Source organism: Paludibacter jiangxiensis (assembly GCF_001618385.1).
GTDB lineage: Bacteria > Bacteroidota > Bacteroidia > Bacteroidales > Paludibacteraceae > Microbacter > Microbacter jiangxiensis.
Map to the genome: position 1 here is coordinate 376,147 of NZ_BDCR01000001.1, position 19,661 is coordinate 395,807.

General features: G+C 44.1%; 16 protein-coding genes. 9 read left to right on the forward strand and 7 right to left on the reverse strand.

Annotation, left to right across the window (positions count from 1 at the left end):
- Positions 1-2 precede the first annotated feature (2 nt).
- The 3 genes from nadD (at position 3) to PJIAN_RS01465 (ending at position 2,657) form a co-directional block, all read left to right on the forward strand.
- Entirely contained in the window at positions 3-578 is a 576-nt protein-coding gene (gene nadD / locus PJIAN_RS01455) for a nicotinate (nicotinamide) nucleotide adenylyltransferase (RefSeq protein ID WP_068701322.1), read from the forward strand.
- Positions 579-640: 62 nt separating this feature from the next.
- A complete protein-coding gene (gene bamJ, locus PJIAN_RS01460; RefSeq protein WP_084252207.1) occupies positions 641-1,465 on the forward strand; it encodes a BamJ family beta-barrel-assembly machinery protein in 825 nt (274 codons plus the stop codon).
- 220 nt (positions 1,466-1,685) lie between these two features.
- Entirely contained in the window at positions 1,686-2,657 is a 972-nt protein-coding gene (locus PJIAN_RS01465) for a glycoside hydrolase family 5 protein (RefSeq protein ID WP_068701324.1), read from the forward strand.
- Between the two features lie 87 nt (positions 2,658-2,744).
- Here PJIAN_RS01465 and PJIAN_RS01470 read toward each other — a convergent pair whose 3' ends face one another.
- From PJIAN_RS01470 to PJIAN_RS01490, 5 genes are all read right to left on the reverse strand, one after another.
- A complete protein-coding gene (locus PJIAN_RS01470) occupies positions 2,745-4,004 on the reverse strand; it encodes a hypothetical protein (protein WP_068701326.1) in 1,260 nt (419 codons plus the stop codon).
- A 146-nt stretch (positions 4,005-4,150) separates the two neighbouring features.
- A complete protein-coding gene (locus tag PJIAN_RS01475; RefSeq protein ID WP_084252208.1) occupies positions 4,151-5,218 on the reverse strand; it encodes an endonuclease/exonuclease/phosphatase family protein in 1,068 nt (355 codons plus the stop codon).
- A gap of 111 nt (positions 5,219-5,329) precedes the next feature.
- Positions 5,330-6,238: a BamJ family beta-barrel-assembly machinery protein gene (gene bamJ / locus PJIAN_RS01480; RefSeq protein WP_068701330.1), complete on the reverse strand. Its 909-nt coding sequence runs from the start codon at positions 6,236-6,238 to the stop codon at positions 5,330-5,332.
- 152 nt (positions 6,239-6,390) lie between these two features.
- Positions 6,391-6,858 carry a C-GCAxxG-C-C family protein gene (locus tag PJIAN_RS01485; protein ID WP_068701332.1) on the reverse strand — a complete coding sequence of 156 codons (468 nt, stop codon included), beginning with the start codon at positions 6,856-6,858 and terminating at the stop codon, positions 6,391-6,393.
- Positions 6,859-6,871: 13 nt separating this feature from the next.
- Positions 6,872-8,008 carry an ABC transporter substrate-binding protein gene (locus tag PJIAN_RS01490; protein WP_068701334.1) on the reverse strand — a complete coding sequence of 379 codons (1,137 nt, stop codon included), beginning with the start codon at positions 8,006-8,008 and terminating at the stop codon, positions 6,872-6,874.
- A 203-nt stretch (positions 8,009-8,211) separates the two neighbouring features.
- Here PJIAN_RS01490 and PJIAN_RS01495 point away from each other — a divergent pair, with 203 nt between their 5' ends.
- The 6 genes from PJIAN_RS01495 to PJIAN_RS01520 all read left to right on the forward strand — a co-directional run bounded on the left by PJIAN_RS01495 (position 8,212) and on the right by PJIAN_RS01520 (position 13,320).
- Positions 8,212-9,006 carry a thymidylate synthase gene (locus tag PJIAN_RS01495; RefSeq protein ID WP_068701336.1) on the forward strand — a complete coding sequence of 265 codons (795 nt, stop codon included), beginning with the start codon at positions 8,212-8,214 and terminating at the stop codon, positions 9,004-9,006.
- 51 nt (positions 9,007-9,057) lie between these two features.
- Positions 9,058-9,768, forward strand: coding sequence for a CDP-diacylglycerol--serine O-phosphatidyltransferase (gene pssA, locus PJIAN_RS01500; protein ID WP_068701338.1), 711 nt, complete (start codon positions 9,058-9,060; stop codon positions 9,766-9,768).
- 116 nt (positions 9,769-9,884) lie between these two features.
- The gene (locus tag PJIAN_RS01505; protein WP_068701340.1) at positions 9,885-11,153 is read left to right on the forward strand and encodes an MFS transporter; all 1,269 of its coding nucleotides are present in this window, start codon (positions 9,885-9,887) and stop codon (positions 11,151-11,153) included.
- Positions 11,154-11,176: 23 nt separating this feature from the next.
- Positions 11,177-12,136 (forward strand): ROK family protein, encoded by a 960-nt coding sequence (locus PJIAN_RS01510; protein ID WP_068701342.1) that lies wholly within the window; start codon positions 11,177-11,179, stop codon positions 12,134-12,136.
- Positions 12,137-12,221: 85 nt separating this feature from the next.
- Positions 12,222-12,545, forward strand: coding sequence for a LiaI-LiaF-like domain-containing protein (locus PJIAN_RS01515; RefSeq protein ID WP_068701344.1), 324 nt, complete (start codon positions 12,222-12,224; stop codon positions 12,543-12,545).
- A gap of 10 nt (positions 12,546-12,555) precedes the next feature.
- On the forward strand, positions 12,556-13,320 hold the full coding sequence (locus PJIAN_RS01520) for a Rossmann-like and DUF2520 domain-containing protein (protein WP_068702669.1): 765 nt from the start codon (positions 12,556-12,558) through the stop codon (positions 13,318-13,320).
- A 59-nt stretch (positions 13,321-13,379) separates the two neighbouring features.
- Here the strand turns inward: PJIAN_RS01520 and dnaE are convergent, their stop codons facing one another.
- Both dnaE and PJIAN_RS01530 read right to left on the reverse strand, forming a co-directional pair.
- On the reverse strand, positions 13,380-17,183 hold the full coding sequence (dnaE, locus tag PJIAN_RS01525; protein ID WP_068701346.1) for a DNA polymerase III subunit alpha: 3,804 nt from the start codon (positions 17,181-17,183) through the stop codon (positions 13,380-13,382).
- Between the two features lie 167 nt (positions 17,184-17,350).
- A complete protein-coding gene (locus PJIAN_RS01530) occupies positions 17,351-19,540 on the reverse strand; it encodes a cation:proton antiporter (RefSeq protein ID WP_153802443.1) in 2,190 nt (729 codons plus the stop codon).
- Positions 19,541-19,661: the final 121 nt, after the last annotated feature.

A 19,661-nucleotide genomic window follows, 5' to 3' on the forward strand; every position in this document is an offset into this window, starting at 1 on the left:
TCATGATAAAGACAGCAGTTTTTTCAGGCACCTTCAACCCGATCCACGTCGGCCATCTCGTTCTTGCAAATTATTTGTGCGAGTTTACAGATGTGGATGAAGTGTGGCTAATGGTAAGCCCGCTCAATCCGTTAAAAGAGCCGAATACTGCCCTTGACAGTAAGCTGCGGTATGAAATGGCGAAGCTTGCGATAGATGACGACGCCCGTTTATCGGCGTCCGACTTCGAACTCCATTTACCTCAGCCAACCTATTCCATAAAAACATTGACGGCTCTTCGCGATAACTATCCGGACCGTGAATTTTCGCTTTTAATTGGAGCTGACAACTGGCTGGTATTTGATCAATGGAAAGACTATCAACAAATTATTGATGAATTTCCTATCTGGATTTATCCCCGGGCCGGATTTGAGGTTAAAATTCCGGATTTTATGCCCTCGGTTAAACTTTTGTCAGCGCCTTTGGTCGAAATCTCGTCGACATTTATTCGCCAGTCGATAACTGGAGGTCATGACATGCGTCGTTTTGTACCGGAAGAGGTTTGGAAGTATATAAAAACTAACCGCTTGTATCTTTAAGATTGTCTGAGACAAAAACACCAAATACTTTTACTAATTAATTAAATATTAAAATTTTACAGATGAAAAAAACATTTTTGATGATTGCGGCATTTGCACTGGTTTTTACTGCCGCCGAAGCTAAGAGCCCCAAAAAAACAGAGGCCAAAGCAGCACCTCAGGAAAAGATCTTTACCAATGGCGTTGACTCTATGAGTTATGCTCTCGGTTTGAACCTCGGCGCTGATTTTGCTAAAAACATCAAAACCATTCCCGGAGGTCAATGCAATGTCGACCTGCTTATCAAAGCCTTTTCCACCGCAATGAAAGGTGACTCTGCTTTAATGGCAAAAGAATTCGCCAACACCTATTTCCGCTCATACATGATGGCAGCTCAGGCAAAAGATGCTGCAGCCAAAAAAGAAGCAGGCGAAAAGTTTCTTGCAGAAAACAAAACCAAAGAAGGCGTAAAAACTACTGCCAGCGGATTGCAATATATCGTACTGAAAGAAGGTAACGGTGTAAAACCGAAAGATGTTGACACTGTAGTGGTACACTATACCGGAACTTTGATCGATGGCACAAAATTTGACAGTTCAGTAGATCGTGGCGAACCGATTACATTCCCTTTGAACGGCGTAATCAAAGGCTGGACTGAAGGTGTTCAACTGATGACCGTTGGCTCTAAATATAAATTCTTCATTCCTTACTCATTGGGATACGGCGAACAGGGAGCCGGCAATGGCGTAATTCCTCCATATGCTACTTTGGTTTTCGAAGTAGAGCTGTTGAATGTAAAACCGTACAAAGAACCGGTAAAAGTTGAAGAACCAGCTAAACCGGCTGACGATGTCAAAGCTGCTAAACCAGCCACAAAGAAAGCACCAGCCGCAAAAGCTAAGAAGTAAATTCTTCCAACATACTATTTAACAACAAAGAGAGTTGCCGGGTCTGCCTGACAACTCTCTTTGCTTTTTATAGCGCAAATGATGATTACAAAACAACACTATAGGATATACTACTGAACAGCAGCAATTAGTATCAGAATTAGCTAATAAAATATCAGCGTTTTTTTCAAAACATTCCATATTTTTGCACCTAACATACACCTTAAAACAATCAAACACCATGAAAAGACGCTTCGTCTTCCCGCTATTATTGATTGCAACTCTATCTTTATCCTCGTTCAAAGCCCCGAAAGGCTCACCAGTGGCTCTGAACGGAAAGTTGCACACAACAGGCACGCAGTTGTGCAATCAAAACAATTCGCCTTTAGTTTTAGCCGGCGCCAGCTTAGGATGGCATAATCTTTGGCCGCGGTTTTACAATGCCGATGCCGTAAAATGGTTGGCCAATGACTGGAAGTGCAACGTTATCAGGGCTTCTATGGGCGTAGGACTTGATGACAGTTACCTTGAAAATCCTTCGTTTGCTCTGCAATGTATGACAAAAGTGATTGATGGCGCCATCAAAAACGGCATCTACGTAATCATTGATTTTCACAGCCATAAACTTCACACGCAGGAAGCCAAGACATTCTTTGCTCAAATGGCAGCAAAGTATTCTGGCAATCCGAATGTAATTTATGAAATATGGAATGAACCCGATTATTTTTTCTGGAAAGACGTAAAACAATACTCGGAAGAAGTCATCTCGACCATTCGGGCAATTGATACGGACAATCTGATATTAGTCGGATCGCCTCACTGGGATCAGGATCTTGATTCGGTAGCGGCTAATCCGATTTTGGGCCAGAAAAACATCATGTACTCCATGCACTTCTATGCCGGAACCCACAAAAAATGGTTGCGTGATCGCACCGACACGGTAATGGCAAAAGGAATTCCCATATTTATCTCCGAATGTGCCGGCATGGAGGCTTCCGGCGACGGTCCGATCGACAAAGCAGAATGGGCGGCCTATCAGGAATGGATGAAAGACAGGAAACTCAGCTGGATTGCATGGTCGGTATCCGACAAAAACGAAACCTGTTCCATGCTTTTGCCCAGAGCTTCAGAAAAAGGCAACTGGACAGGAGATTTATTGAAAGAATGGGGTAAAATTACCCGGGAAAGCATACGAAACGCCAACACAAAATAATTGGCTCAACCAAAGCTCTCTCAAAAACAAGAAGCGGGATTGTCTGAACAACAGACAACCCCGCTTTTATTTTACACCTTCACTGATTCAAAAAAACATCGTTGCGCTAAGCAAGGTTCTGAGGTTTGAAACCATGTGAGCATCTTTCACCTTTCCTTTATCAGCAGGATCGTAAGTACCATATGCCGCACCTGTCAATTCCTCTTCCAAAGCGAATTGGAAACGACCGGCTGTATAGATAAACGAAGGAGAAACACGGTACAAAGAGCCGATATTATTTCCGTAACCATAATAGATTCCTGCAGCATTATCTTTCAATCCGAGATTCTTTACATATCCAAGAAATAATCCGGCCTGATATTTTTTTCCATAAGTAAAATTTGCCCAGGCATTGAGCGACTGAGACGGAGTATACTCAATATCACCGTTAGCTTTAACTGCCTTCACGGCATACCCGCCCTGAAGAAGAGCTTCGCTCATATTCTGGATATACAAACCCTGCGCTTTGGCGGTAAACAAACCACACTGTTTCTGTGCAAATACCGCTGCCGAAACCGTCGTCAGCTTTTCATCCGTTTTATAGGTTGCACTTCCAACAGTGTATGAAGTACGCGGGCAAAGACTTTTGAGGTCGACACTGGCACCAAAGATAGTGCTTCCTTTGGCATAATACGCAAGCCCGGTCAACTCCGGCATATCAGAATTGCGTTGATACAGGTTTGATTTACCGTTGGGCCCGTACGAAGGGAAAGCACTCTGCATGAAAGCCGCTGCAGAAAGCCGCAACCATCCTGACGAGAAGTTGTAGCGAATTTGTTCTCCTCTTGAAAAAGGCTGAAAAGGCGCTCCCCATGCAGCTCCGACAACGGTTGGAGTTACCGGTCCAAGAAACGGATGCCATGAACGACCAATCTGCCATTCGCTGTTTTTTCCGCTAAATTTCAACCAGGCATGGCGAAACAATATTGTTTTTGTATCGACATTCGAAAAATCGAATTCAAAGAATGATGACAATTGGAAATTCCCGAGCTTCGGTCCGGTAAAGGTTGCATTGAAACGCGTTAAAGCAGCGGAGAAATTCATGTTAGCATCTGCATTGAGATCCTTGCCGTTAGCGTCCGGATTTTTAGCCGAAGGCATCACGAAAATGAGGCCGTCAATCAAAGAGTAGTTATTATTACGTGTATCGAGGAAAGCATCGGTTCTGAAATACCCGCCAAACTTAAGGCTCATACCATCTCCCAGACTAACAGATATTTTTTTCACCTGATCGTTTTCCTGCGCGAACAAACTTGTAACAGAAAACACAACCACCAACAATACCAACAGAATGTTTTTTTGCTTCATTTAGTGCAAATTAGAGGATTAATAAATTGGCTGCAAAAATACAACCAAGTATTGAATCCCGCACTATTCTATTGACTTTTTATATTAAAAAAGAGTATATCTTTCGGATTTTAGATTCAGGCAGTACGTTTTTTCGAGAAATCCGGCTATTTTTCAGGATGCAACTCCAATCTCTTCCGAACATAAAGATCTATATACACCGGAAGATGATCGCTAAAGCCGCCGTGATACTTCATCCCCACATACGTTCGGAAAGGCTGCTTTCCAAACCATTTCACATCATCTTCCAATAAAAAGGAAGCATCAAAGACATGCAGCATGGAACCTGAAGTAAAAACTGAAGCCGTTGAATTCAGCAGGTGAGAGGAAACAACGATTTGATCCAACATTCCCCATTCACCGGCATGTTTGTACGATCCGATTCGTGCTGCTTTATTAGTAGTATAACACAAATTGAACAGGCTCTTTTCGGCCATTGGGGCATCGTCGGGCAGAGCGCCCAACACACGGGTCATACTATCATTATCCGGATAATCATTAAAATCGCCCATGATAATAATGTTTGCCCCCGAATTGAGCATAAAAAGACTATCAACCTGACGGCGAAGAACAGCCGCAACCTGAAGCCGTGCATTTTGAGATTCCAGTTCACCGCCAAGCCGCGAAGGGAAATGACTTACAAACACATGCAACGTATCTCCGTTACGCAATTTACCCGCCACATATAAAATATCGCGGGTATGTCGACGTGGATTATCCGCAAAACGAATGCGAACAGGCTTTTCCTGATAGGGCTTAAAGAATTTCGGCTGATAGAGCAATGCTACGTCAATTCCTCTGGGGTCGGGCGACTCAAAATGAGAAACCTTATAATGCAGATTACGCAAAGCCGAGTATCTGGTCAGATCATCCAACACCCTTTGGTTCTGTACTTCGCACAAACCCACTAAAACAGGGGGATTCCAACCACCCACCGCAGTAATAACCCTCGCTATATTGTCTCGTTTCTGATAGTAACGCGAAGCATTCCATCCCTTTGTATTTGCGGTATCAGGTAAGGACAAAAGCGAATCGTGCCGATAATCCAGAAAATTCTCTACATTATAACTCATCACCCGAACAACCTCAACCGAATCATTGCTCTGCGCAAATACGGAAGCCGTAAAAAACAAACAGCTAAACAATATTAGCACTGTCTCTTTTAGTCGCATCATGACTTGTTTATTGCATTAGATATTACAAAGAAACGATATTTGAGCAGAGATACAAAAAAAGCGTTCCGCAAATTTGCAGAACGCTTTTTGATAAGTTATAGTGCCAACTGATTAGCGACCCTGTGGAGCACCCTGAGGAGCACCAGGACCTTGAGGACCTTCTGGTTGAGCAGGAGCTTTTTCGATGCTTAACAATTCAACTTCGAATACCAGAGTTGAGAAAGGTTTGATAGCACCCATTTCACGTTCCATATAACCGAGTTCTGCAGGAACATAAATTTTCCATTTTGAACCAACAGGCATCATAGTCAATGCTTCTGACCAGCCTTTGATAACCTGACCAACGCCAAATGTTACAGGAGCTTTACCTTCGTTAGTATCAAAAACAGTTCCGTTGATCAAAGTTCCTTTGTAGTTAACTTTTACCTGATCGTTTGCTGTCGGTTTAGGACCGTTACCTGCTTTGATTACTTCGTATTGCAAGCCGTCAGGAGTAGTTACCACGCCTGGTTTCTTTTTGTTTGCTTCGAGGAATTTTTTGCCTTCTTCGATGTTTTTACCGTAAAGTTTTTTAGATTTTTCAGCCTGTAATTTCTGCATTGTGGTACGGAAGAACATTTCAGCTACTTCAGGACGAATCTTCATGCCTTTATTTTTCATTCCGGCAATCAAACCAGCTTTGATCAGCTCAACATTCATTTTCAATGTGCTGTCGCCCATCAAACCGCCTTTTGATTGTTTTTTCAAAGATGCGCCGATGTTAAGACCGGTAGCATATTGAGCAATATATTTATCGTCAGAACCGATACCTTTTTCGAAACCTTTGATAAAAGCATCTACTGCTTTAGCTGTGGTATCACCACCCAACGAATAAGCTTTTACTTGCGGGCCGTTCAAAACGCCAAACGCATAGTTCAGACTATCCAGCTGAGTTTTCATTTTTACAGAGCTTTGGCTGCATGAGGAAAAACCAACCATCAATGCTAAACCTGCTACAACAAGAACACTTAATTTTTTCATCTTTCGTTTTTATTAGATTAAACAATATCACATATTTTCGGTACCATATTGGGCAAAACTGCGTTGCAAATATAATGATTTTTATCCAAGCCATTAACACTTGCCTCTTTTTATAAATTAAAGACCAAAAGAGAGTTCCTTTTCGTCATTAATCAGTCATTTACACGCATCATCTCCTGCCCTACGATTTCGGCAGCTTCCACCACAAACCTTGCACATGGACGTTTGGCATAATACTCAGCATTGCGATCGGATGGAACGGGCGATTCTCTCTGTCGCTTCACATCCAGCAATTCGCGGCAAATAATGGTGCCAAAACGTGATCTAAAATCGTCGGCCACCCGTTGTACCGAAGCATAATTCTCTGTTTTGGCCTCTTTATCGTTCGGATCTGATGCCGGATATCGCAAGCCCAGTAGCAAAAATGAGCCGCTCAGGGCGCCACAAACTTCACGTAGCCGCCCCATGCCTCCACCGAACGACGAGGTTAAGCGCCGGGCAAGTTCAGGATCCAGGTCAAACACATCAGCATAAGCACAAAATACCGACTGGGAACAATTGTACCCTTCATTAAATAAAGCCAACGCTTTTTCTTTACGTTGCTCAATGTCTATCTGCATAATTCAATATTTATCATTTAAGTTGTGTCACATAAACAAGCTTGTAATCCGGCAACAATTCAGGATGAACCGCCTTAATAAAGTCCTGAAGAATCAACTCGGGGTGAAGCACTCCGTCTTCCCAAAAATCGTTCCCGCCTGACTCATTGATTCTGTTGTACAATGAATAGACTCTTTTATCTTTACACGCCTTGAAATGTGCGTAACGAGCGTCACTCTGCATCAGGCTGCTCAGGTTTTTCGCATCGCAATTGAGCCACACCTGCGCATTTCCGAAGTATTGCAGCGCCTGTTCAAAATTCACAGGAATACTACCAGCAGTAGTGTCATTGGCAAAATGATATTTCACCTTTGCATCAGCAAGCAGGTTGCCCATAAAACCTTTGCCGCTCGGCATGTACCAGGTTCCCTTAAAACTACTTCCTATCATAACTTCGGGAGTTTCTTTTGCCTTCGAAGCCAACATTTTCGCCGCCAGATATTTTTGTTCCGTTTGCCGGAAAATCGAGTCAGCAAGCTTTTCTTTGTTGTAAAGAACAGCGATAAACTTTATCCATTCGGCACGACCCAAAGGCGATGTTTCCATCCACTCGTTATTAAATATCACGGGGATTCCGGCCTGAGATATTCTTTCAGCCGCAGCATCCGTCTGGTTATAGCTGCTCATCATCAACGCCTGAGGCTTTAACGACATTGTCTTTTCTACATTGAGACTGAACGCATCGCCAAGGTCGATTGTTTTTCCATCCCGGCATTGACGAATCAGGGCTGAATTATAAACCAGCTTAGGAGAAGAAACACCGGTTATGGAGGGTAATTCATTCAGCGCTGCAATAAACGCGTAATGCGTAGCAGATGTTGCCGCAATAGAGTGTAAAGGAGCCACAACCGTTTTCCGCTTATCGGGAGTATTGACACCGTTTTGCGTCACAATGTAATATTTTGCCTGCACAGCTCCTTTTTTCCATGGATTATATACAACCAGACATTTGTACCCCTGATAGTATTCTATCACAAACCCGGTAGCGTACTTCGGCTTTACAACCGAGTCGGGAGCTACGTTTGCATTCGAACTGCCTTTCTGACTGCAAGAAGTGATCATGGCAACAGACAGGCATAATGCTAAAAACCAGCTAAATCGCGTAAACATCGTGAGTAAAATAAATTTTCCGCAAAAGTACGCATAATTCTGCAACCTCTTCAACAACCTTATTTCAAAAACATTTCAATTGAGTGCTATAGCTATTGGAAATTTGTGTACCTTCGTATCAAATTTGCAAACAAAGCAGAACTACAGTAACCATCTGGTTTATTTGCAATTGCACTAACAACACTCCTATAGTTTATTGCTTTATGCAACAATATCTTGACTTGCTGCAACGGGTTCTGGATGAAGGCGTCCACAAGGAAGACCGCACCGGAACAGGCACGATAAGTGTATTCGGCCATCAAATGCGGTTTCGCCTCGAAGACGGATTCCCGCTCCTGACTACCAAAAAGCTCCACCTGAAATCTATCATTTACGAATTACTCTGGTTTCTGAAAGGCGATACGAATGTAAAATACCTGCAGGACAACGGAGTGCGAATATGGAATGAGTGGGCTGATGAAAACGGAGAGCTCGGTCCCGTTTATGGTTCTCAATGGCGGTCATGGCCGGATTACAAAGGCGGTCATATCGATCAGATCAGCGAAGCGGCAGAAACCATCAAAAACAATCCGGATTCACGACGCATCATCGTCAGCGCATGGAATGTCGGGGCCCTGCCCGAAATGCATCTTCCTCCCTGCCATGCTTTTTTCCAGTTCTATGTGGCAAACGGCAGGTTAAGCCTGCAACTATACCAGCGAAGCGCTGATATCTTTTTGGGTGTTCCGTTCAACATCGCCTCTTACGCATTGTTGCTACAAATGATGGCGCAAGCCACCGGGCTGAAAGCCGGCGATTTTGTTCATACGTTGGGAGATGCACATATTTACACCAACCACCTCGAACAGGTGCACCTGCAGCTCTCTCGCGAACCACGCGCTTTACCTCAGATGATAATCAACCCCGAAAAGAAAAATATTTTCGACTTCGAATACAGCGATTTCGTGCTCGAAGGGTACGATCCGCATCCGCATATTAAAGGCGCAGTGGCCGTTTAATGATACGTTCACCACGCACAACAAACATAAAGAATCTCAAATACGACAAAAATGATTTCTATTGATTTACGCAAGCTGATCAAGCATGTTCCCAATACAATTACATGTTGTAATTTATTCTCGGGGTGTATCGCCATTTCAGCGGGTTTTGACGGCCAATATCTGTTGGCACTTATTTTCATTTTATTGGCAGCTGTTTTTGACTTTTTCGACGGATTTGCAGCTCGCATGTTACATGCTTACTCGCCCATGGGCAAAGAGCTCGATTCACTGGCTGATATAGTAAGTTTTGGTGTAGCGCCATCGGCAATGGTTTTTTCGATTTTGTACGATTGTCTGCCTCTCGACTGGCACATTCTCAGCTACCTGGCATTCCTGATCGCCATTTTCTCGTGCCTCCGTCTCGCCAAATTCAATATCGACACGCGACAGACAACATCTTTCATAGGACTTCCTGTCCCGGCGAATGCTATTTTCTGGGCTTCGTTCGTCTACACCTCCAATAATCTGTTTGCATCTATTTATTGGGAGTACTACATCATTCTGATCGCTATTTTCTGCTACTTATTGGTATCCGAATGGCCCATGTTTTCGTTGAAAATGAAAAACTTAAAGTGGGAAGACAACAAAATTCAGTTTAGCTTTCTGATAACATCTGCCCTCATTGTTCTCGTGTCCCGTTTCAGTCCCGGATCGCTCGCCATGGTCATTGCCGTATATGTGCTATTTTCGATCGGGAGTTACATTTCTAAAAAACAGTAAAAAATACAGGAAGGCACGTATTTGTGTTGTATGGCTTCAAAAAAAATTGCTACTTTTAACGCCAGATTTATCAAACACAAATTAATTATTAACATCTAACAAAATCAACCTATCAAATGAACACAAATCAAAAAAGCTACGCATTGCCAATAGCAATGATGTTTGCATTGTTCTTTATGATTGCCTTCGTAACCGGACTGCCAAGTCCTATGGGGGTCATCGTTGCCAAACAGTTTGGCGCTACCAATTTTGAATCTCAGTTGGGATTCCTCGGCAACTTCCTTGCCTATGCTTTTATGGGCATCCCGGCAGGTATGATGCTAAAGAAAATCGGATACAAAAAAACAGCTCTTTCTGCCATTATCGTAGGATTTGTAGGGGTATCCGTACAATTTCTTTCGGGTCAGGTCGGCAGTTTCTCTGTTTACCTGATCGGTGCATTTATTTCCGGTTTTTCAATGTGTATGCTCAACACGGTAGTTAATCCAATGCTCAACACACTCGGAGGCGGAGGAAACAAAGGAAATCAATTAATCCAGTTCGGAGGTTCAATCAACTCAATCGGTGCAACAATTACCCCAATGCTTGTAGGCTGGTTAATGGGTGCTGTAGCCGGAAGAACCATCGAAAAAGCTAATCCTGCGTTATTCCTTGCTTTAGGCATTTTCGCGCTGGCATTTGTTGTTCTTCTTTTTGTTGACATACCAGAACCTCACATGGAAAAGGCTGAAGACAAAAAAGTAAAAGACACTCACAGTCCTCTTTCTTTCCGCCACTTCATCTTCGGGGCAGTAGCTATCTTCATCTATGTTGGTATCGAAATCGGCATTCCAAGTACTGCAAATCTTTATATGACAGCACAATCATCAGCAGCCAACCCTGGCCTTGGTATTGATGCGACCATTGCAGGAAGTATCGTAGGTCTTTACTGGTTGCTTATGCTGGTCGGTCGTTTGACAGGTGCTTCTATCGGTGCTAAAGTTTCAAGTAAAACCATGTTGACAGCTGTAGCTTCAACCGGTCTTATCCTGATTCTTCTCGCCATATTCAGTCCGAAATCACTGGTTGTTACCGTTCCATTCATTGGCACAGTAGTTCCTATCAGTGTTATCTTCATTGTACTTTGCGGACTTTGTACCTCCATTATGTGGGGTGGAATTTTCAACCTTGCAGTAGAAGGTCTGGGCAAATACACAGCTGCTGCTTCCGGCATCTTCATGGTAATGGTTTGCGGTGGTGGTATCGTTCCTCTCATTCAGGGATGGGTATCCGACCATTTCGGCTACATCAGCAGCTATTGGGTAATGTTTGCATGTCTGGCTTATATGCTCTGGTATGCACTTGTAGGCTGCAAAAACGTGAACAAAGATATTCCAGTTGAATAACCACATAATCTTTTACCAACATCATGGAAAGTCCTTATGTAATTGGCATTGATATGGGTGGTACAAATACCGCCTTCGGCATTGTTGACATGCGTGGTGAAGTATTGCGCCGAGGTGCCATCAAAACTCAGAAACACACAGACGTAAACCTCTATATTGATGAATTGTATTCCGCTTTAATGGAAATCATCGAAGAGGTAGGCGGCATCGAAAAAATTAAAGGCATCGGAATGGGTGCCCCCAACGGGAACTATTACACCGGGAACATTGAATTCGCTCCTAACCTTCCCTGGAAAGGCGTTATCCCATTTGCAAACATGCTGAAAGAAAAATTCGGTGTTCCGGCAGCTTTGACCAATGACGCTAATGCAGCAGCTATCGGCGAAATGACCTATGGCGCAGCCCGCGGCATGAAAAATTTCATCATGATCACTCTGGGAACCGGAGTTGGTAGCGGCATCGTCATCAACGGACAGTTGGTGTACGGTCACGACGGCTTTGCCGGTGAACTCGGGCACACCACTATCGTTCGCAACAACGGACGTGTTTGCGGTTGCGGAAAAACCGGCTGCCTCGAAACTTACACATCGGCTACCGGCGTTGCACGTACAGCAAGAGAATTGCTTGAAATCCGCAAGGACGACAGTCTGTTGCGCAACATTCCTCTCGAAAGCATCACCTCGAAAGATGTGTTTGATGCGGCTGTGAAAGGCGATGCAATTGCGCTCGAAATTTTTGAATATACGGGCAAACTGCTGGGTGAAGCTTTTGCTGACTTTGTTGCTTTCAGCGCACCTGAAGCCATCGTAATCTTCGGCGGCTTGGCAAAATCGGGCGATCTGATTATGAAGCCCGTACGCGACAACATGGAGCAAAACCTGTTGCCCATCTGGAAAGGCAAAGTCAAATTACTGTTCTCTGCCCTCAATGAAGCCGATGCAGCCGTTCTTGGTGCAAGTGCTTTAGCCTGGGAACTGAAATAAGATTTCACTATTTTGTCTGATAAAACAGCCTGCGGGATCTCCCGTGGGCTGTTATCATAAACACAAGATTATAAATTTCACACCAATGAAAAAAGACAACCGACTTTCCTGGGGGATCACCCTTATCTTCTTCGGCATCCTTTTCCTGCTGGATCACCTGCATTTCATTCCTGACAGTGCTGCTCAGTACATTTTTGAATTCCGGAATTACCCTATTTATGCCGGCATCATCTTCCTGCTGACCAATAAAAACCTGACCATTGGGATTGTTTTGCTGGTTATCGGGCTTTTCCTTCGCCTTTCCGATATCATTCAGATGACCCGTAATTTCTCCGAATACGTTTGGCCTTTGCTTTTGATTGTTGCCGGGGCAGTTCTACTGTTTGGTTCAAAAAAAGGGAAACGCTAATCTATCGTTTATGAAAGTGGTTTGTATTGGAGCCGGGAATGTGGCTACTCACTTATCCCAAGCGCTTTATAAAGCAGGATTCGTCATAACCCAGATCGTTAGTCGCACAGAAGAAAATGCCAAAGCACTGGCTCTGTCTGTCGATGCCGACTGGACAACCAATCCTGACAATATTGAAGACGCTGATATCTATATCTATTCTGTCAGCGACTCCGCATTGGGTGAGATGATACACCGGAATCCCAGAAAGAACGGGTTGCATGTACACACAGCCGGAAGCATGTCGCTGTCTCTGTTTGAAGGATATAAAGAACGGGGTGGAGTTTTGTATCCGTTGCAAACTTTTTCAAAAGGGAAAGCAGTTAATTTCAAGGATATTCCTCTTTTTATAGAGGCATCCAATGCTGACGACCTGAATGTTCTCAGAGAACTGGCGTCTGGTATCAGCAATAAAGTATACGAAGCGAGCTCAGCACAGCGGCAACAGCTACATCTGGCGGCCGTATTTGCCTGCAACTTCACCAACCATCTGTTTGCCATCGCCGAATCCATTTTGCACGAAGCAGATATTCCATTTGAAGTGCTTCGCCCCCTGATTCAGGAAACCATTGACAAAACAGCAACGCTTTCACCTCGCGAAGGTCAGACCGGACCTGCCGTCAGGAAAGATTTCAACGTAATGAACAAACACCTTGACAAGTTAACAGATCATCCGGAATGGCAAGAGATATATCGATTACTGTCTCAGGATATTATTAATAACCACCGAGGTTAAAACTATGGCATCAATAAAAAATGCGGAACCATAATTGATTCCGCATTTTTTATTGATGTTTATTTATTCACCTCGAATTCAAGTATTTCTCCCAACTTTTGCTCTTCCAGATAATGTATTAATGGTCTGGATACGTTAATTGATTTACTTCGGGCAAACATCTTAATATTCACATTGTTTACCTCATCTTTCACATTAAAGAAAAGAGAGGTTCGTCCGGTTACAGACTGTTCAAAAGCCAAAGCCTTCAGGTCACTGATCAATTCGTCGGTCAGCTGATTCAGATCTATCCCGATGTTCAGCGATTTAATCAGCGTTCCCTTCACGTTGTGCAGCTCTTCAATTTTAGATATTTTGAATTCCCACACGATCGGTTCGTCCGGACTACGCTCCTTCTTGAATTTCCAGTCCGAGCCGCGTTCTTTTACGTTTCCGCGAAGACAAACGAACAAGTCCTTGATCATATATTTGTTATACTCTATGTAATCGTTGCCGAAAAGCATAAATTCATACGATCCGGAGTAATCCTCAATCATGAGCGAACCGAAAGGCCGTCCGGTTTTGGTCGTCCCCTGCCGGAACCCTGTAACAATTCCACCGGCAACCACTTCCCTACCCTTCAACTCTTCAATATCTTTGAAGTCAATCATGTGGGTATTACATCCATATTTCAGCTCCAACTCAAACTCATCCAGCGGGTGAGCCGAAAGGTAAATACCGACATAATCCCGCTCCTTATTGAGACGTTCAAGTGTAGACCATTCTTCTGCAGGAGGCATTACCGGTTTGGCAATTTCTACCTCCTCAAATCCTCCGAAAAGAGAATTGGTGATGGTTGCTTTATCGTTTTGCACTTTGTTGCCATAGCGCATCAACGAATCAAGTGCCGGTTCGTCTTTGCCATTCGAGGCAAAGTATTGTTCGCGTTTCACATCGCTAAAAGTATCAAAAGCACCTGCAAGAATAAGACTTTCAACTGTTTTTCGGTTACAGGCGTTGAGATTCACGCGTTCCATAAAATCGAACACGCTCTGGTACGGACCATTTTTCTCCCGTTCACTTACAATAGCTTCAACGGCCCCTTCGCCCACACCTTTAATACCACCTAAACCAAAACGAATTTCACCCTTACTGTTGGAGACAAATGTCAGGCGGCTTTCGTTCACATCAGGTCCAAGAACCGGAATTCCCATCGCCTTACACTCATCCATAAACTTGGAGATTTCAGTGATGTCGTCCTTATTTCGGGTTAAGTTGGCAGCCATAAATTCTGCCGGATAGTTCGCCTTGAGGTATGCCGTCTGGTAAGCAATCCAGGAATAGCAGGTAGCATGCGATTTGTTGAAAGCATAAGACGCGAACTTTTCCCAATCGCCCCATATTTTCAGTACCACCTCTTCCGCATAACCGTTTTTCTTACAGCCTTCAACAAATTTCACCTTCAGGTGAGCCATTTTGTCTTTCAGCTTCTTTCCCATGGCCTTACGCAATGTATCACTCTCGCCTCGTGTAAAGTCGGCCAACAAACGCGAGAGTAACATCACCTGTTCCTGATAGACTGTAATCCCATAAGTGTCTTTCAGGTACCGTTCCATAATAGGAATATCGTACACAATAGGTTTTCGGCCGTGCTTACGATCGATAAAATCAGGGATGTACTCCATTGGCCCCGGACGATAAAGGGCATTCATCGCGATCAAGTCCTCAAACTGAGTAGGACGCAGCTCGCGAAGGTATTTCTGCATACCGGCCGATTCAAACTGGAATGTTCCGGTAGTGCGACCGATACTGTAAAGTTCGTACGTCTTCTTATCGTCAATAGGAATTTTGTCAATATCAAGATCTATGCCCCGTGACTGTTTGATATTCTTCAACGCTTCCTTAATGATAGAAAGAGTCTTCAATCCAAGAAAGTCCATCTTTATAAGACCCACATTCTCAATAACAGAACCTTCGTACTGCGTTACCAGAACATCCTCGTCGCTTCCTTTTTCCTTGGCGGTACTAAGAGGCACAAACTTTGTCAGGTCGTCGGAACCAATAATAACACCACAAGCGTGAACACCCGTCTGGCGGATGGTTCCTTCAAGCATTTCGGCATATTTCAGGGTATCGGACAGCGTCCTGTCGTTCGAGTTGAGAGCCGCTTTCAGTTCCGGAACATATTTCAGGCAGGTCTTCATGTTCACCTTCACCGGCTTATCGTCCACATCCGGCAAACGATCAGGTATCAGCTTGGTAAGTTGAATTGCCTCCTGAAGCGGAAGATTCTGCACCCGGGCAACGTCTTTGATACTCGACTTGGTGGCCATTGTACCATAGGTAATAATGTGTGCCACCTTCTCTTTACCGTATTTCTCCGTTACCCAACGCAATACTTCACCACGCCCGTCATCATCGAAGTCAATATCGATATCAGGCATTGATATACGGTCGGGGTTAAGGAAACGCTCAAACAGAAGGTCGTATTTAATAGGGTCGATATCGGTAATTTTGAGGCAGTAGGCAACTGCAGAACCAGCCGCAGAACCACGACCGGGACCAACAGAAACACCCATATTTCTGGCAGCCTGGATGAAATCCTGCACAATAAGGAAGTAGCCGGGAAAACCCATTGTCTTCATCACGTCCAGCTCAAATTCGATGCGTTCGAGGGCTTCCGCAGGTAGCGGATCCCCATAACGTTCCTTTGCCCCAATAAAAGTCAGTTCCCTCAAATAATCGGATTCAAACTTGATACGGACAACTTTGTCGTATCCACCCAGCTTATCAAACCGGTCACCGAACTCTGTCCGCAGGTCTTCCTCTGAGAAACGTTCTCTGTATGTCTGGTCAGATCCAAAACTCTCCGGAATCGGGAACATCGGCATCAACGCGTCCGAGTCGATACTGTATCGTTCTACCTTATCAGCAATTTCGAGAGTATTAGCAAGAGCCTGAGGCACATCCGCAAAAAGCGCCGCCATTTCCTCTGGCGTTTTCAACCACTCTTGCTTGGTGTAACGCATTCGGTTCGGATCGCTAAAATCCTTACCCGTACTCAAACAGATCAAGCGATCATGGCCTTCCGCATGTTCCTGATTTACAAAGTGAACATCATTGGCCGCAATCACTTTCGTATTGGTCTTTTCTGCCAGTTCGAGCAACTTCGCGTTCACGATCTGCTGCTTTTCGTACACGTTGAAATCAGCCTGAGGCACTTCTGCTTTATGACGTTGTAATTCAAGGTAGAAATCTTCGCCAAAACGCTCCTTAAACCACATGATCGCCTGCTCTGCACCTTCTATATCGCCGGACAAGATTTTACTCGGAATCTCGCCCCCCAGACAAGCTGTTGTAACGATCAAACCTTCTTTGTATTTATCCAAAATATCTTTGTCAATACGCGGACGGTAATAATACCCGTCAATCCAAGCAGCAGAAATCAGCTTACAGAGATTTTGATAGCCCTTTTTATTTTTGGCCAACAGGATAAGGTGATGCCCGCTACCATCTTCTTTTATCGATTTATCGAAACGGGTACGACGTGCGACATACGTTTCACACCCAAGAATCGGTTTGAAAAGGTGAGATTCAGCTTCCTTGAGCTTCGTCTGCAACCCGGCAATTTCAGATTCAGAGCCTCCTCCTGCTTTGAGTTCTCCAATCTGCGCCTTCAGTTGCTTTATTTCATCTTTAACCTTACCATTCTTTTTATTCGCGTAGTCGCAGAGTTCCTTAATACCGAACATAGAGCCATGGTCTGTCAGGGCAAGAGCGTTCATGCCGGTAGCCACCGCTTTATCAATCAGGTCATTCACTTTCGACATTCCGTCAAGAATGGAATAATGCGAGTGAACATGCAAATGCACGAATTTGTTCATATATATGATAATAAACTATTTACAATTAGAAAAATGGGGAATGTGTTTTTGGAATTTCCCGGTTCAAAGTTACAAAAAAGGAAGGTTGTCTTTCGCTGCTGTTGAATAAAATTCGACCAACATCAGTGCTAAAACAATAATAAGCCATAAACAACCGGCTACAGAAGTTATCTGCGGAAGATGATTTTCACCAGGCGGTACCACACTCTCTGAATTTGAACAAAAATCCATCTTTCAGATCTGTGCAGACGTTCGAATTTATAATGTGGCTGATGGAGAGTACTGAAACGTTCGTCGGTATTATCGGGTTTCTCATATTGTTCAGGATAAACCACCAAAACATTGTGCGCAGTATCCGACAAAACAGAATTTTCCACCAGCTTATCGAAAGTTTCGTCATACGAGATGGCATTAGGACGAGCAGCAAAAAAGACGCACATATCGGTATCTGTTATATTTCCCGACAGCGGATGCAGTTCATCCACGGAATGATACAGAAAAAACTCAAGAGAAACGCCATGATGCATTTGTTTGTGATGCATCACAATAGCACGTGTTTCAGGTGTTGAATAAACCATAATTTCCACATGCAGCTTTCTTGCAATATTGCTCACATGGGCAAAACACCGCCCGAACCCTACCTCCAGTTCGGCTTTTCCCGGCAAGAACACAATCAATCGGGATGTCTGTTTCAGATGGAAGACCGGCTTGTAAATAAACAGTGAACAGCTTACTCCTTTCAACAACATTTCCGTCATCAATCCGAAAAGCGTATCGCGTGATTTGAGTTTCTGGTGCAAACCAATCACCACATCTGTAATTGCATATTCTTTAGCTGAATAGAGAATGCCACTTGCCACATTCACATCATAGCGGGAAATTCGTTCCACCCACTGATCGGCAACCGACGCCACCTTAGCAGCCTGCAACAACAAGCGATCTCCTTGTTCTTTATGAGCCTCGTCGTTGTCGTTCACTACCCGGAGAGCATACAAATCTTCTTTCGACCTCGGGTTTTTAATGGCGATGGAAAATTCGACGAGGTGATCCAGCGTATGAGGATTAGCAACAGTAAACATTATGCGTTCACGTCTTTTCTCTTCCGGCACCGAATCATCCGCAATACGTCCGGCCGACAACATTTGCCTTGCAGCATTCTCTGTCACAAGCATGCTTATAGTGCCCGACACCAAAATCATAATGACCGCGCCTGTCATCACGCTGTCCGGAAGCAAATGTGATCCGTCGGGCAAAGTAATTGCATAGCCAATCATGACGGTAACCAGCGTGATACCCGCCTGACCGTTACTCAGCCCGAAAATCATCTGTCGCTCGTATCTGTTCATCGAGAATGTTTTCTGCGTCAGAAAGGCAACAATCCATTTGGAGCAAACGGGAACCAAAACCATGACCAAAGCCACCAGAATTGCATCAAAACCGGAACCCAGCACCCGAAAATTGATTATCATACCCAAGGAGATAAGGAAAAAGGGAACAAACAGAGCGCTTCCCACAAATTCCAGCCGATTCATAAGTGGCGATATCTTTGGAATTAAGCGATTAAGCGATATACCTACCATGAAAGCTCCCAAAACACTTTCCAGGCCTGCTACCTGCGCAAAGAAAGCTCCAAAAAAGACCAGTGCCAACACAAAAATATATTGCAACACACTATCTTCAAATCGTTTAAAAAACGAATGCGCTATTTTGGGATAAAGCCACAAGACGATAACAGCGAACAAAATCATCTTGGCACTTTCCAGCAACCATGAAGTATTGGATCTCAGCAACGAAAACTGATCGGATACGAGAGTAAGAATAACCAGCGACGCGGTAACCGTGATAATGCTACTGACTGTAGCAATTTTAACCGGACGGCGGGCACCCAGACAAAAACGGCTCACCACGGGATAAGCCACCAGGGTATGAGTCGCATACATGCTGGCCAGCAACACAGAAGTTGCAAAACTAAAATGAAGAAGATACATGCCGGACAAAAGCCCCAGCGTCATTGCCACAACAAACGAATAAAAACCAAACACGCCGCCTTTAATCCTGTTCTTGCGCAAATCGTTGATTTCAATCGAGACGCCCGACATGAACACAACATAAAGCAATCCAACATTACCAAAAAGATGGAAGCTGTCATCATTCGAAAGTACGTTAAAACCGAACGGGCCAAGAGCTATTCCTGCCAGTACCAAGCCCACCAGTGGAGGAACCCTCAACCTGTTGAGCAACAATGGAGAGAACAGAATAACCAGCAAAACGACCGCAAAAATCAAGGTCGGACTTGCCAGTGGCAATATGAAAGGAGAAGCGGGATGCATCAATGGTATAAGAGTAATTCTGTACAAGAAGCTGTATTAACAGGCTCTTGTGGCAAATATACGAAAAGTTTGAAACAATCGGAGGAAGAATCGGGAATTGCTGATACCTGATTTTGAACGAATATTTTCCTTAACTTTGCACTCCGAA